The organism is Cohnella sp. GCM10020058, assembly GCF_042683485.1.
Classification (GTDB): Bacteria; Bacillota; Bacilli; order Paenibacillales; family Paenibacillaceae; genus Cohnella.
Genome location: NZ_JBHUJV010000009.1, coordinates 1,064,587 through 1,078,959, shown reverse-complemented (window position 1 = coordinate 1,078,959; position 14,373 = coordinate 1,064,587). Strand labels below are relative to the sequence as shown.

At 60.6% G+C, this 14,373-nt stretch carries 11 protein-coding genes; 2 read left to right on the top strand and 9 right to left on the bottom strand.

Annotated elements, in window-relative coordinates; genetic code table 11:
* Positions 1 to 38 precede the first annotated feature (38 nt).
* From ACFSR7_RS19930 to ftsE, 4 genes are all read right to left on the bottom strand, one after another.
* Positions 39 to 1,553 (bottom strand): serine protease, encoded by a 1,515-nt coding sequence (locus tag ACFSR7_RS19930; protein WP_378164556.1) that lies wholly within the window; start codon positions 1,551 to 1,553, stop codon positions 39 to 41.
* 520 nt (positions 1,554 to 2,073) lie between these two features.
* Positions 2,074 to 3,252 (bottom strand): murein hydrolase activator EnvC family protein, encoded by a 1,179-nt coding sequence (locus ACFSR7_RS19925; protein WP_378164554.1) that lies wholly within the window; start codon positions 3,250 to 3,252, stop codon positions 2,074 to 2,076.
* Positions 3,253 to 3,291: 39 nt separating this feature from the next.
* Positions 3,292 to 4,206 (bottom strand): permease-like cell division protein FtsX, encoded by a 915-nt coding sequence (gene ftsX / locus ACFSR7_RS19920; protein ID WP_378164552.1) that lies wholly within the window; start codon positions 4,204 to 4,206, stop codon positions 3,292 to 3,294.
* Positions 4,196 to 4,882 (bottom strand): cell division ATP-binding protein FtsE, encoded by a 687-nt coding sequence (ftsE, locus tag ACFSR7_RS19915; protein WP_378118760.1) that lies wholly within the window; start codon positions 4,880 to 4,882, stop codon positions 4,196 to 4,198. Before ftsE ends, ftsX begins: the two co-directional genes overlap by 11 nt.
* A 272-nt stretch (positions 4,883 to 5,154) precedes the next feature.
* Here ftsE and ACFSR7_RS19910 point away from each other — a divergent pair, with 272 nt between their 5' ends.
* Complete coding sequence (locus ACFSR7_RS19910; RefSeq protein WP_378164550.1) at positions 5,155 to 6,693, top strand: VanW family protein; 1,539 nt, start codon at positions 5,155 to 5,157, stop codon at positions 6,691 to 6,693.
* Positions 6,694 to 6,755: 62 nt separating this feature from the next.
* On the opposite strand, the gene ACFSR7_RS19905 is transcribed toward ACFSR7_RS19910, so the two are convergent.
* Genes ACFSR7_RS19905 through ACFSR7_RS19890 form a run of 4 tightly spaced genes read right to left on the bottom strand, consistent with a single transcriptional unit; the run spans position 6,756 to position 11,406 of the window.
* A complete protein-coding gene (locus tag ACFSR7_RS19905; protein ID WP_378164548.1) occupies positions 6,756 to 7,391 on the bottom strand; it encodes a metallophosphoesterase in 636 nt (211 codons plus the stop codon).
* A gap of 12 nt (positions 7,392 to 7,403) precedes the next feature.
* On the bottom strand, positions 7,404 to 8,567 hold the full coding sequence (locus ACFSR7_RS19900; RefSeq protein WP_378164546.1) for an ABC transporter ATP-binding protein: 1,164 nt from the start codon (positions 8,565 to 8,567) through the stop codon (positions 7,404 to 7,406).
* The gene (locus ACFSR7_RS19895) at positions 8,564 to 10,258 is read right to left on the bottom strand and encodes an ABC transporter permease (protein ID WP_378164544.1); all 1,695 of its coding nucleotides are present in this window, start codon (positions 10,256 to 10,258) and stop codon (positions 8,564 to 8,566) included. The genes ACFSR7_RS19900 and ACFSR7_RS19895 overlap by 4 nt, the downstream gene beginning before the upstream one ends.
* Positions 10,259 to 10,260: 2 nt before the next feature.
* Positions 10,261 to 11,406, bottom strand: a complete 1,146-nt coding sequence (locus tag ACFSR7_RS19890) for an ABC transporter substrate-binding protein (RefSeq protein ID WP_378164542.1) — start codon at positions 11,404 to 11,406, stop codon at positions 10,261 to 10,263.
* A 178-nt stretch (positions 11,407 to 11,584) separates the two neighbouring features.
* On the opposite strand from ACFSR7_RS19890, the gene ACFSR7_RS19885 reads away from it, so the two are divergent.
* Positions 11,585 to 12,472, top strand: a complete 888-nt coding sequence (locus tag ACFSR7_RS19885) for a LysR substrate-binding domain-containing protein (protein ID WP_378164540.1) — start codon at positions 11,585 to 11,587, stop codon at positions 12,470 to 12,472.
* A 217-nt stretch (positions 12,473 to 12,689) separates the two neighbouring features.
* Here the strand turns inward: ACFSR7_RS19885 and argH are convergent, their stop codons facing one another.
* Positions 12,690 to 14,105, bottom strand: a complete 1,416-nt coding sequence (gene argH / locus ACFSR7_RS19880; protein WP_378164538.1) for an argininosuccinate lyase — start codon at positions 14,103 to 14,105, stop codon at positions 12,690 to 12,692.
* Positions 14,106 to 14,373 lie beyond the last annotated feature (268 nt).

The window sequence follows — 14,373 nt, the reverse complement described above, 5'->3', positions numbered from 1 at the left end:
TTTCAAAAAAGAGGCCGAACGAACACTTCGCCGTTTCTTTACTTACGCTTTCCGCTTCGCGGAGGAAGACCTTCGGGCACAGGCTTCGGAGCGGCGATCGGAGTTACACTGACATTACGCTCCGATACTGCGTCGACTCGCCCTATCGCGTCCGGAGTCGACGTGCCCGCCGTCAGAGAAAGTACGCCATTTGCGGGCTTCCCGGCTTTCTCGGGCAGTGGTCCGCTCTCCAAAGCCGCAGCCTCCTCCGATCCGCCGAATCTCCTCCGGGCGCCTCTTCCGCGCAGTCTCGCACCCGCCAGTCGAATTCCGTGACGCAACGAGGACGATCCCGGCGCCGCCACATACTCGGCATCTTCGTCCGGCGCAAGAATCAACCCGAGCTGATGATGCTCTCCGGCATACCTGGCCCGCTGCGCAAATTTCACGTTGCCGTCGCGATTCAGCACCTCAAGCTTCGCGAAAGCCGGCTGAAGCTGCAGAGCCGCATGCAGCTCCTCCTTGCTGCGCACCCGTACCCCGTTCGCTTTGCTCACAGTCTCGCCCGCGGTCAAGCCCATCTCGAACGCCGGCGTGCCGGGAAGCACGGCGAGGATGACGACGCCTCTGCCGTCCTGCACATAAACAGGGTGATGCCCCCGCTCGCGCATTCTTCCCCAGAACAACAGAGCCTCGTGCAAAATGAAAGCCGCCAATCCCGCCACGATTGTAAGCGGCCCCCAAAATGCCGCGCCCGCCGCAAGCGCCGCAATCACCAGCCCGTAAACGAGCAGGCCGCCTCCCATTTCCTTCGCTTTGACTTCGGGCCAACGCGTCGCCGTGCGATCCGTAAATCCGATCAACACCGGGAAAGCTGCCAGTGTCCATCCGGCGACGGTAATCGCCGGTCCCCCATCCATGCCGAACAGCGGCGTCCATGGCAGCGTTAGCCCATTATGGCCTGTCGCAGGCACGAGCCACAGCAGCGGCACCGGCCAGAGGCCGGACAGCGAATAGGCGCCGATCGGCTTGCCACGCTTGCCCTCCAGAAACAGCGGCGTCGCATAACGCGAGCCCTGCAGCCGGACGAGAAGCGCTTCCGCAATATGCAGCAGACCGGCCAGGAACAACAAGGACGGACCGTCGATATCATTTAACGCCTGCCAGACCCGGTTCACTGTGTCGTTTCCATCTGGCACGCCCGTCCAGGACAGAATCGTCTGAACAACAGTAAGCGCGCCTGCCGCGTAAGCGAGACAAACATATCGCAGCTTGAACAATGCGAGCACGAACGTCGCCACCCAGACGCATACGAGCGTCGAGGCGGTCAATTGCGCACCTGCGGCAAACCCGAGCGCGGACAAAGCGATGCCTGCGACGAAACCCGCAACGATGCGAGCGACAGTCATCGGCAGGGTGCCCCGCAGCCTCACATGGAACAGTCTTCGCTGCAGCACATTGCTCTGGCGCGAATGCCACCAGACCATAGCGAGCGCGATATATAAAAAGGGCGATAGGAACAGGACGCCGATGCTCTCGCCCGCCAACCGCAACCAATCGATCGTTAGATCCAAGACGAATCCCGCCTTTCGTTTCCGTAATCCGATATGTACGCCGACGATACGTATTCGACAGACGGAAGTTTAAATCCTGCCGGCCGGTCTACTCCGGACTTACAAATAGTGGAATACCATCATCTTAGTACAACGTTTTATCCCGTTTCAAAGGTATCCCCTTCGCGCAGGAATAAGTTGACTCGGAGAGCCGCAAACGCCTGCCTGCAGCGGCTTTGATCCGCCACTTTAACTGTGAAAATTGTAGACGGACCTGACCCAAGGGGATACCGAGTAAAGATGGTCGCTTTGCGCATGATAAACTTTTAATCTGATCGAAGGGGATATCGCTTAAACGCTTAAACGCTTAAAGCAATACACCGCTTCGCACCGCGAAGCCTCGCTTCATTCTCTCGCTAATCTTCCCCTCCCTGATCGAAAGGGATACCGTTCAAACGTCCGAAAATGCGGCAGCCGCCCCAGGCCGCCCACCGGAACGAGTGGACGCTGCCTTGAGACGGCTGTGCGCGAGGCTGCGAATCTATTTGAGATACGGCGCCGGATTGACCGGCGTGCCGTCTTTGCGAACTTCGAAGTGCAGATGGTAACCGGTGGCGGTGCCCGTCATGCCGACAAGACCGATTTTTTCGCCGCGCTTGACGGTCTCGCCCTTCTCGACCAGGATGCCGCCCGGCTTCAAGTGACCGTACAGCGTCCAGAGGCCGCCGCCATGGTTGATGATAATACAGTTGCCGTAACCGCTCCAAGATTGGGCGACGATAACGGTGCCCGATTCGGCCGCGTAAACCGCAGTGCCCTCCGGGACGGCCATGTCCATCCCCGTATGCAGCTTGTTTTTCTGTCCGGTCACGGGATGCGTCCGGTAGCCGAACGGCGAAGACAAGCGGTATTCCCGCTTCAGCGGAAGGCCCAATTTACCGCCGGTATAGTACGTTTTCAGCTGTTTTTTCTGCTCCAGCAGCTTTGAATACTTTTTGCCGAACTCCATCAGCGCAGCCTCGGCTTCTTCGCTGATATCCTCGGTTTCTTCGATTTTCTGGTTAATGCTCGCTACGAGCACTTCTTTTTCTTTTTCCTGATCCTGCAGCTCTGCCCTTTTGTCCGCCATGTCGCTGTACAGCTTCTTGACGGAAGCCAGGTCGACTTCGACCTGCGCTTTTTTGTCGGCGACAAGCGCCTTGTAGTTCTCGGTCTGCGACAGCACATCTTTATCCTGCTCCATAATCGACTGCAGCGACTGGAACCGGCCGACAAAGTCCGAGAAGCTCTTGGCGCTCAGAAGCACGTCCAGATAAGAGACCGAGCCGTTCATGTAAATGAGCCGGATCCGCTCCTTAAGCTGCTCGTCCCGGCTTTGCCTGGAGGCCTCGGCGGACTGAAGCTCCGATGTCGTTTTCAGCAGCTTGGTTTCGGCGGAGTCGATCTTCGCCTGGGTCGCGTCGAGCTGATCCGACGTCTGCTGAATTTGCGCAAGCAGCGTGTACATGTCCGTCTTGGCGAGCGCCTTTTTGTTGGTCAGATCCTCGCTCCGCCGCTCGGCCGCCTTCTTGCTTTCCGCAGCCGCGTTCATTTGGGATTGGATCTCCTTAAGCTGACGCTCGATCTTCTGCATCTGCGTCTCGGCGTGGCTCTCATACGGACGAACGAGAAATACGACGCCCAGCAGCATGACCAATACCGCAATCAATCTTTTATTCACCCATGCTCTCCTCCATCATCTGATCATGAACGGCAGGAACTACACCCTCAAATGCTTGCGAACCGAAACGACGCTGCCCCAAATACCGATCAACGTGCCGAGCGCGACGAGCGTGCCGCCGACCAGCCAGCCTACTTTACTTAAATCGACGACCTCGATCATCATCAGGCCCATGTTGTAATGGGTCGATGCGATTAACTCGGAATACCCGTACAGCAACAGCGCTGTCGTAATGCCGGAGCCTGCCAGGCCAATGACGACCCCTTCGATGAAAAATGGCCAGCGGATAAAATTGTTGGTGGCGCCGACGAGCTTCATGATGCCGATCTCTCTGCGACGGGCCAGTATCGTCATCTTGATCGTTGTGGAGATGAGGAACATCGCCATGACCGCAAGCCCCGCGACGACGACCAGGCCGACGTTTCGCACGGCGTTCGTGATGCGGAACAGTTTTTCGACATAGCCTTGTCCGTACTTGACGCTCAGGACCGGCTTGTCCGCATCCGTCTCGTTAAAGGCCAGAATCTGCTTGGCGACGTAAGAAACCTGCTGAGCGTCGAACAGTTCGACCTCGAATGCATCCGGAAGGGGATTGGCGTCCTTATAGCCGTCGAGCGCGCCTTTCACGTCCTCGTCCAGGTCCTGACGCAGCTTTTCAAGCCCTTCTTCCTTGGAGACGAAGGTGACCTGTTTGACCTCGGCTATATTGCCGATTCGCGTCTTCAGCTCGTCGATCTTGGACTGGCCGATCTCCGACTGGAGGTAGACGTTGACTTGAACCTGGCTGTCAAACTGGTCGGCCCACTGGTTCACGTTGAGCGCAAGGAGCATGAACACGCCCAGCACGAACAGCGACACGACGATCGAGCCGATCGAAGCGAATGACATCCAGCCGTTGCGGAAGACGTTCTTGACACCTTCGCGGATATGGCGCACGAGGGTGCTAAACTTCATAACCGTAATCCCCTCTCTGCTGGTCCCGCACGATGGTGCCCCGCTCGATCGCGATGACCCGTTTGCGAAGGGTGTTGACGATTTCTTTGTTGTGGGTGGCCATGACGATGGTGGTACCGCGGAAATTGATCTCTTCGAGCAGTTTCATAATCCCCCATGAGGTCTCGGGATCGAGGTTGCCGGTAGGCTCGTCCGCCACGATGACGGAGGGACTGTTGACGATCGCTCTGGCGATGGCGACGCGCTGCTGCTCGCCGCCGGACAGTTGGGCGGGCAGGCTGCTCGCCTTGTGCTTAAGGCCGACAAGCTCGAGCACCTCCATCGTTCGCCTGCGGATATGCCGCTTGGGCGATTCGACGACTTCCATCGCGAAGGCGACGTTATCGTACACGGATATTTTGGGGAGCAGGCGAAAGTCCTGGAACACGACGCCGATATTGCGGCGAACGTAAGGAATCTTGCGTTGCTTGAGCTTGCCTATATTGAACCCGTTGACGGAGAGCTGGCCCTTGGTCGGCACTTCCTCGCGATAGATCAGCTTCATGAACGTCGACTTGCCTGCGCCGGAAGGGCCCACGACATAGACGAACTCGTTGCGGTCGATCACGATGTTTATGCCTTGCAGGGCGGGCGTGCCGTCCGGATAGGTCTTCCATATATCGTGCATTTCGATCACGCGATCACATCCTGTTTGCGTTGTTGGATAGCCGGTGCATATATACGTTCAGGGAGACGCTTCCCGTCGAAAGGCTAAAGTTCCGCAGAATAAAGGTACTTCGACATCTTGCCGGTAAATCCTTTATTTGTCGAGCTTTATCTGGCTGCCGGACGCGGATTAGCGCCTTTTTCGGCACGCATTTTTGTCGAATTCCGTTATTTTGAGAATTTTTTAATCTGGAGGGAATCCTAAGGGACATATGCGTTTGCCGGAAGGAGGAAATCCGAGATATGGACAATCGAATCGTCCGGATCGCGGCCTTGGTCTTCGCGCTGATCGTCGGCATGAGCCACGGGACGGTGAGCGCAAGTCAAGCGCTGGCGGCAGGAAATACCGCAGGATATGCGGCGACGGCAGGCGAGACGGCGTTGCATTTGAAAAACGGGACGCAGCGATCTCGCTTGCTGCCGGACGGCGTCACAGTCGGCGGATTGACGCTGGGCGGCATGAGCGCGGATGCCGCGATCGCCAAGGTGCGGGCGCGGATCGAAGCCGCGCTTGACGGGCGTGTGACGCTGGTTGACAGACGGCATAGGGACACCTCTGCCGGGCCGGGGGCGGCTGAGCTTGCGCCGACCTGGCGCGAGCTTGGGCTCGATCTGAACGCAGAAGAAGCGATACGGTTAATCTCGCGCTATCGCGACGCCGGTTGGTTGAATCGCCGGTCAGCCGAGCGTGCGGTGGCGAAGCGCTTCGTTATCGAGGCCGTTTGGGACGAAGAGCTATTTGCGGAAAAAGCGGAAGCGCTGTGGGGGCGGCTCGCCGAAAAGCCGCCGGTCGACGCTGTCCGGTCGATCGACGAACGCGACCGGGTCGTCTATTCGCCCGAAACGCCCGGCGAAACGCTCGACATCGCTTCGCTGCTGTTGGAATTTAAGAAGCATGCACCGGCGGCATTAATCGAGGCGGCGCAATCGAAAAGCGGCCTGATGCAGATCAAGCTGCGAGTGCCCGTCGTCTCCGTGAAGCCCGAGACTACGACGGCATCGCTTCAGGTCCAAGGCATCGCGCGCAAGATCGCCGAGTTCACCACCTCCTTTACTGCAAGCGGGGAAGGACGTATCCATAACGTCAAAGCTACTGCCGATGCCTTGGACGGCACGATGCTCATGCCGGGCGAAACGTTCGACTACGGCGCCGTCGTCGCCGAAGCACGAAGGGTATACGGTTACCGGGAAGCGCCGGTCATCCTGAAGGGCAAGCTCGTGCCGGGCATCGGCGGCGGCATCTGCCAGGTGTCCAGCACGCTGTACAATGCCGTTTTGCGTGCCTCTAATATCGAAATCGTGGAGCGGCGCAACCACTCGCTCGCGGTGAACTATCTGCCGCAGGGCATGGACGCGACCTTCGCGGAAGGCTCGATCAACTTTCGCTTCCGCAACGATACGGGCAAGCGGCTGTTGATCAAAGCTTCGGTTCGCGGCAAAAGACTCACGGTGAAGCTGTTCGGCACGATGGCGGACAATGTCAGGTACGAGCTGGAAACGGTTCACGTGAAGGATCTCCCGCCCTTGACCGTATACATGAAAGACGCGGATATACCGGTCGGCATGTCTCGACTTCTGCAGACAGGAAAATCAGGCGCGGTCGTGGACACGTACCGCTTGAAATACGTGGACGGGCAGCTCGCTGCGCGTCGCAAGCTGAACCGCTCAGCCTATCGCGCGCAGGACGCGATCGTCGCCGTGCATCCCGCGGATCCGCGCGCGGGGCATTCCGAGCGACCGCAGCCTTCGCCGCAGGGACGGACGCCGGCGGAGCCGCTGTAAGGAACGCGCTCTAGCCTAAGGGAATGCGAAAAAGCCGCCGGACCCCCGGCAGCTTTTTACGTTCAAGACGTCGCCCAAGAAGACAGACGACAATCGCTTGGCTGGCACTCCGGCTCTACGCCGCAGGAATAAGCCAGCCGATTGGTCAGATCGACGAGCGTGAGGCGGCAGCCGTGCTTCGCGCCCGTGTCGATCCCGATGCGGTCTGGGCCCAGCCACAGCTCGCCTGCCGGCGCGCCGAGCTTGAAGGTCGGCGTGTGGCCGAAAACGACCGTATACGGGAGCGGGCCGGCGTCCGCCCAGAACTCGCTGCGGATCTCGGTCAGATCCGCTTCGCTCTGCTTGGCCGGCGGCAGACCCGGACGGATGCCCGCATGAGCGAACAGGAACCCTTCCTCCTGCCAATACAGCGGCGTCTCGTTCAGAAAACGCAGTTCCTCCGCATCCGCCGGCAGGCCTTCCCCCCGCGCGGAGACTTCGAGCAGCCACCGCTCCATATTGCCGAGCACGGCGCGCGCGCCTTCCTTGACCAGCGCCATCGCTTCCCTGAGCGCGGACCAGCTCTCCCGTTCCCGGTTGATGAAATCGCCGAGCAGGTACAGGCGATCCTTGCCTGGCGCGTATTTGGCCATCTGCAGCAGGGAACGCATCTTCGCCGCGTGGCCGTGTATATCCGAGATGACGAGTATGCGGGTCATGTCAAACCTTCTCTACCTTTCGCTGCCGGCATCAGCCGGGTACAAGTAGGTCTCTTCGACGGGGAAACGCAGCCAGCCGCGCGTGCCCGCCTTCAGAGGCTCATGATGAAATAAAGAGAGCATCTCCCCGGTTCCGGTCTCCGCCAGCACGCGCCAGCGATTGCCTTCGAAGGCGCTGTGCGCGATGCGGGCGGCCAGCCGGTTAAAGGCTGAGGCCTCTCGGAAGCCGTCCACACCCGTTACGACGCTGGCAGCGACCTCCTCGCGCGGATCGGAAGCCCGAGCAGCCTCGGTCTCCCAGGCGGCCGCATCCGGGCGGAACAGCGCGATCGCCGATCCGGACGGACGACGGGCGCTCCAATCGGACGCCGTCCGTCCGGCGACGAGGTCGCCTTCCAGACGAATGGCGGGCACCGCTTCGCCTTCGGCGATCGGTCCTGCGAGGCGGTTGCCCGCGCCGAGCAGCGAGGCGACGGACGCCGTCGCTGGCCGGCGATAGCAAGCCTCGGGGCTGTCGATCTGGTCAATGCCGCCGCTGCGCATGATGACGAGCCGGTCCGCCATCGCGAACGCCTCTTCGGGATCGTGCGTCACATGGAACACGGTCGTCCCCAGCTTGCGCAGCAGATAGGAAAGCTCCGTCCGCATCTCGATGCGAAGCCGCATGTCGAGATTGGACATGGGCTCGTCAAGCAGCAGCAGGTCCGGCTGCGTCGCCAAGGCGCGCGCGATGGCCACGCGCTGCTGCTGGCCGCCGGACAGCTGCGCGGGCAGGCGGTCTGCGAACGGCTCCAAATGCAGCAGACGCAGTAGCTCCCCGACCTTGGCTCGAATGTCCGCGGACGCTGCCTTCTTTCTTTTCAACCCGTACGAAATGTTGTTGAAAACGTTCATATGCGGCCAAAGCGCGTAGTCCTGGAAAACCATGTTGATGCCCCGCTTCTCCGGCGGCACGAGCTTCGAAGCCGTGGAAACGGCTTCGCCGCGCAGCCGCACCTCGCCGCCGTCGGGCTGCTGCAGGCCTGCAATGAGCTGCAACAGCGTGGACTTGCCGCAACCTGACGGTCCAAGTACGCTGATGATCTGCCCGCGGGAGACGCTGAAGTCGATGCCCCGAAGCGCAGGCTGGCCCGCGTAGGACTTGTGAAGCTGACGGATCTCTAAGATTGGATTCAACGGCTTGGCCTCCTTGCTTCCTTCGGTTTGAACAATCGCTCCATGAGGAGAATTAATGCGACGACAGCGGTCCCGCCGGTCAATGTCGCGGCGGCGGCGTAGCCGAAGTTCAGGTCCTCGAACGCCTTGTTGATGACGACGGGCAATGTCATGAAGTTAGGCGGGAACAGGATCGACGTCATCGCTAGATCAAAGACGCTCGCTCCGAACGACGCCAGCGCGGCGGAGAGCAGCGCGCCGCGCAGCAGCGGCAGCAGAATCGTCCGCACTCTGCGCGGGAACGAAGCGCCCTGCATTTGCGCCGCCGACAGCAGCCCCTGCGGCACCTTGGCCATCGCCCCCGTTACGATCCGGGTGATGACGGGAATGGCGCCCGCCACCCCGGCCAGCACGAGGATGGCCGGCTTGCCGTAGAGCAGCAGCCCGATACGCTCGAGCCAGGCCTGGTTCCAGATGAAGATGTAGCCAATGCCGAGCACGACGCCCGGAACCGCCAGCGAGATGAGCGAGATGACGTCGATCGCCCGCTTCAGCTTGAACTTCGAATAAGTTAGCACGTAGGCGACGAGTAGGCCGACGAACAGGCCGACGATCGCGGCGAACGCCGCGATTGAGAGTGAATGAAGAAGCGCGTCCGTCAGCTGCCCGCCGTCCACGAACAGCTCCCGGTAGTGGTCCAGCGTGAACGCCGAGCTGCCGGATTTGCCGGGACGGGTCACCGAAGTCAGCAGATTGGCGCCTAAAGGAATGCCCACCGCGATGGCCAGCAGGAGGAAATTGCCTCCCGCCAGCAGCCAGGCGCCCTTGGCCGGCCGCTCCGCCTTGGCGCGCGTCGCCCGGCCGCCGAGGAAGTCGAAGCGCGCCCGGCGCAGCGCCCAGAATTGCACGCTCATCGCCAGTGCGATCAACACCACGAGATAGAAAGACAGCACGCCGGCCATATCGAACCGGATCGGTGAGGTGTAGAGCGCCGAGTAGATCGAATAAGGCAGCGTCGGAAAGCGGAAAACGGCCGCGATGGAAGCCGGCAGGCCAAAATCGCCGACGGTGTCCATAAAGACGAGCAGCGCCCCCGAGCAGTAGGCGGGCAGCAGCAGCGGCGCCTCGATCGTCCGCCACACGGTCCAGGCGCTGCCGCCGTTCAAACGGCCGGCTTCGCCCAGGCGGTCCATCTTCCACTCCAGCGCGGAATAGACGGCCAGATAGGCGAACGGAAATTTACTTAACGACATGACCGCAATCAAGCCCGCTGGCGTAAAGACGGCGTCATGAACCCAGCGCCAGCCGAACCAGGACGCGGCGAGTCCATCCGACGAAGCGAACATGACCCAGCCTTGCGCGAGGATGAAGGACGGCGTCACGATCAGCAGCCATACCGCGCCGTCGAGCAGCCGCGCGCCCGGGAACGACCAGCGGGATCGCGCGGTAGCGAGCGCCGCGCCGAGCACCGTGCCGAGCGCCGTCGTGCCGAGGCCGAGGACCAGCGTGTTTTTGAGCGACAAATACCAGAGCGGACGGCGAAACATCTCGCCTAGCAGAGAGAGGTCGCCGATCTGGCGGCTCCCGAAGAAAAAGCCGGGCAGCAGCACCTGAAGGACGACCGCGGCAAGCGGCAGCATGATCAACAAAACAAGAAGGGCCAGCACCAGCCAGCCCGTCCTGCTTCCGTGAGCGAAAATCGTAAAGCGCATTATTATTTCACCGAGCGATCGGCGAACCACTGCTTGATCTCCGCTTCATGCTCCGACGCCCACGATGCGTCCGCCGCGACAAGCTTGGCGTTTTGCGCGCGGTCTGCCTTCATCGTCACGCCCGTGACGCTAGGCTGAAAGTAGCTCTCGTCGCCTTCGTCGATCAGCGCCTGCTGCGTCTTGGGATCGAGCAGGAACTCGACGAACGCCTTGGCCGCATCCTGGTGCTCGCTGTTCTTCTGGATCGCCGCTACGCGAACCGAAGCCGGCGCGCCTTCTTCCGGCCAGACGATCTCGATCGGCTCTCCGTCGTTCTTGAGCGTATATGCGTTGCTCTCCTGCAGCGCCGCGACCTTGATCTCGCCGCCCGTAAGCGCCTTGGCGACGTTCGGGTTTTTCGGATAGACGTGCGCGCCGTTTTTCAACACGCCGTCGAAGTACGCTTGGCCGCCTTCGATCCCTTTGTCCTGGAAGAACCACGACACGAACGGATAAGCAGGCGCCGCTACCGCTGGATCAGCCATCCCCACAGTTCCCTTGAACTTCGCGTCGGCGAGGTCCGCCCAGCTCTTCGGCGCGTCGGCCGCGCTGAACGCCTTCGTGTTGTATACGATCACGCCTGCGGCATGAGCGCCGGTCGGATAGTACGCTTTATTCGCAGGCACGAATGCCTTGGCAAAGTCCGTCAAGCCCGCTGCGGTCGTCGGCTCCCAGCCTTCCAGCAGCTGTCCTGCCTTGCCCAGTCCTTCGATCGAAGGCATCGCGTCCATCCAGACGACGTCCCAGTGCGGATTGCCCTTCTCGGCTTCGATGCGGGACATGATCTCGGCGCCGTTGCCGCTGACGATGTTGAGCTTGTAGCCGGTTTGCGCTTCGAACATCGGCTTAACGATGGTGTCGAAGTCATTGAGGTAAACCGTCAGCGTCTCGCCGTTGCCGGCCGGCGTCGATGCGCTCGCGCTCTCCGATGGCGATGTCGATGCGCTCTCCGAGGGCGATGCCGCTGCGGACGATGGCGCGGCAGAATCCGAAGCCGTGGCAGCCGCTGCGCCCGAGTTGTTGTTATTTGCGTTGCCGCAGCCTGCTGCGGTCAAGGACAAGCCGATAAGCGCCAGTGCTGCAAGCTTGCGGTGCTGCATGAGATTCATTTTTCGATATCCCCCTCGTAATCGTTCGTGATACCTTCACTTTAAGGGGGGTTTGTCAGCATGACGTAAAGCGGATAACAAATCGAAGTTAAATATACTCTATGTATATTGATAAAATTATAGATAAAATCTATATTTGCAGTAGCAGTCATCCGACGAAAAAGAGGGCGAACGTTCGATGAATCCGCAACAGCTCCGAATTTTCATGCAAGCGGCGGACGGACGCAGCCTGACGGAGGTCGCCTCCGCGCTCGGCTTGAAGCAGCCGACCGTCACCTTTCACATGCAGAAGCTTGAGCAGTCTGCCGGCCTATCGCTGTTTCGCAAGCAAGCCGGTCGCGTACGCCTGACCGATGCGGGCGAGGCGCTGCTCCCGTATGCCGCCAAGATCTCGGCGCTGCTGGACGAGGCCTCCCAGCTAATGACCGACTACCGCGAGCAAGGCCGCGGCAGACTGAAAATCGGGGCCAGCTATACGCCGGCCACCTACTTCCTCCCCGCTTATCTGGCGGAATTCCAGATGCAGTACCCGCTGGCGCTGCCGACGCTGACCGTCAAGCAGGCCGGAGACGCGCTCGCCCTGCTCGAGAGCTTCGAGGTCGACGTCGCCGTCGTCTCGCTGTCCGAGGAGCCTTATCCCGGGCTCAACGTCATCCCGCTCGGCGAGGATCCGCTGACGCTGGCGTTTGCGCCCTTTCACCCACTGGCCGCGGGCGAGATCAAGCTGGAAGACTTGCAGGGACAGCCTTTTCTCGTACACGAAGGCGGCTCGACCTCGCGCAGGCTGTCCGAGCGATGGGCGGCGGAAAACGGCTTGAATTGGCAAATCCGGATGGAGCTCGGCGCGATCGAGACGATCAAGGAAGCGGTCAAGCACGGCATGGGGATCGGCATCCTCCCGCGGCGCAGCGCGCGCCGGGAGGAGCTGTCGGGCGAGCTCGTGCTGCGGGAGCTGCCCGGCAAGGTCAGCGTCCGCCGGATCTGCCTCGTCTATCGCAAAGAGGATGAACCGGTCCGCCAGGCGGCGGCTTTTATCGCGTTTATGCGGGCGAAGCTGGGGGTTTAAGGCGTGCATAAAGCCGGGGTATAGGCGTGCATCATGCTGGCGTGTAGAACGTGCATCATGCTGGCGTGTAGGACGTGCATCATGCTGGCGTGTAGAACGTGCATCATGCTGGCGTGTAGGACATAATATATGCGATTTATAAAAGCGCATTAAAAAACCGGCCCCGATGGGGCCGGTCGTTTCGACAGTAGACTGCGCGCTAATCCGTAATGCCGGTTTAGCGGCTTTTCGCGTCGTATTCTTCGGTCCAACCCTGCGTCTGAGCTAGCGCAGCTTCTGCGCGACCGATCGCGTCGCTCACCTGGTTCGCGGCGGTGCCGCCGTAGACGTTGCGCGCGGCGACGACCGTCTCCGGCTTCAGCGTCTCGTAGATTCGCTCGTCGAACAGCTCAGAGAATTGCTTGAACTCGCCCATCGTCAGGTCGAGCAGGAACTTGTTCTGCTGGATGCAATACAGCACCGTCTTGCCGATGACCTCGTGCGCCTGGCGGAACGGCAGCCCCTTGTTCACGAGGAAGTCGGCGATGTCGGTCGCGTTGGAGAAATCCTGGTCGACGGCGCGGCGCATTTTGTCCTTGCGCACCTTCATTGTCGCGATCATCGGCGCGAACAGCTGGAGCGCGCCCTGCAGCGTCTTCACGGTGTCGAACATACCTTCCTTGTCTTCCTGCATGTCCTTGTTGTACGCGAGCGGCAGCGACTTCAGCACGGTCAGCAGGCCGACGAGGTTGCCGTATACGCGGCCCGTCTTGCCGCGCACGAGCTCGGGCACGTCGGGGTTTTTCTTCTGCGGCATGATGCTCGAGCCGGTGCAGAAAGCATCGTCGAGCTCGACGAACTGGAACTCCGTGCTCGACCAAAGGATCAGCTCCTCGCTCAGACGCGACAGATGCGTCATGATGAGCGACGCGCCGGCCAGAAACTCGACGATGAAATCGCGGTCGCTGACGGCGTCGAGGCTGTTCTCATAGACGCGGCCGAAGTTCAGCAGCTCCGCCGTGTACAAGCGGTCGATCGCGAACGTCGTGCCTGCGAGCGCACCCGCGCCGAGCGGCAGCGCGTCGATGCGCTTATAGCTGTCCTGCAGGCGCTCGATATCGCGGCCGAACATAGACACGTACGCCATCAGATGATGGGCGAACAAGATCGGCTGCGCGCGTTGCAAATGCGTGTAGCCCGGCACGATCGTGTCGAGATTGGCCTTGGCCTGGCCGATCAGCGCCTCCTGCAGCTTGGACAGCAGGCCGACGAATTCGACGACGCGCTTGCGCAGGTACAGGTGCATATCGGTTGCCACCTGGTCGTTGCGGCTGCGGCCGGTGTGCAGCTTGCCGCCGACCGGACCGATCTCCTCGATCAGCGCCTTCTCGATGTTCATGTGAATGTCTTCGTCCGCAATCAGGAACGCCTGCTCCCCGCTGCGAATGCGCTGTTGCACCTTCAGCAGGCCCGCCTTGATCGTCTCGACGTCCTCCTGCGGCAGGATGCCGCAGCGTCCCAGCATCGTGACGTGCGCAAGGCTGCCCTGGATATCCTCCTCGGCCAGCTCCTTGTCAAACGTAATCGACGCCGTATATTCTTCAACCAGCTGGTCGGTCTTCTTCGTAAACCGGCCGCCCCACAGCTTGCTCATGACGCTAGTTAGCCCCTCTCTAAAACGCATGGAATGACTCTAAATTTCGGCAAATAAGGATGCGCGGCATCGCCATTGCTCCCCACGCCGGAGCTTGGGGGCGAATAACGATGTGCGGCATCCTTAACTACTCAACGTACCGGGTTTTCGCGCAAATAACGATGTGCGACATCCTTATTTACTCACTACGCCGGAGTTTCGCGGAAATAACGATGCGGGACATCGCTATTTACCGGCAGCCACGACATTCCATGCAAATAGCGATGTG

Coding starts and splice junctions, on each gene's coding strand:
- ftsX (WP_378164552.1), bottom strand. CDS start 4,206: ATGAAGTTTAGCACCCTCGTGCGCCATATCCGCGAAGGTGTCAAGAAC.
- ACFSR7_RS19910 (WP_378164550.1), top strand. CDS start 5,155: ATGGACAATCGAATCGTCCGGATCGCGGCCTTGGTCTTCGCGCTGATC.
- ACFSR7_RS19905 (WP_378164548.1), bottom strand. CDS start 7,391: ATGACCCGCATACTCGTCATCTCGGATATACACGGCCACGCGGCGAAG.
- ACFSR7_RS19895 (WP_378164544.1), bottom strand. CDS start 10,258: ATGCGCTTTACGATTTTCGCTCACGGAAGCAGGACGGGCTGGCTGGTG.
- ACFSR7_RS19890 (WP_378164542.1), bottom strand. CDS start 11,406: ATGAATCTCATGCAGCACCGCAAGCTTGCAGCACTGGCGCTTATCGGC.
- ACFSR7_RS19885 (WP_378164540.1), top strand. CDS start 11,585: ATGAATCCGCAACAGCTCCGAATTTTCATGCAAGCGGCGGACGGACGC.
- argH (WP_378164538.1), bottom strand. CDS start 14,105: ATGAGCAAGCTGTGGGGCGGCCGGTTTACGAAGAAGACCGACCAGCTG.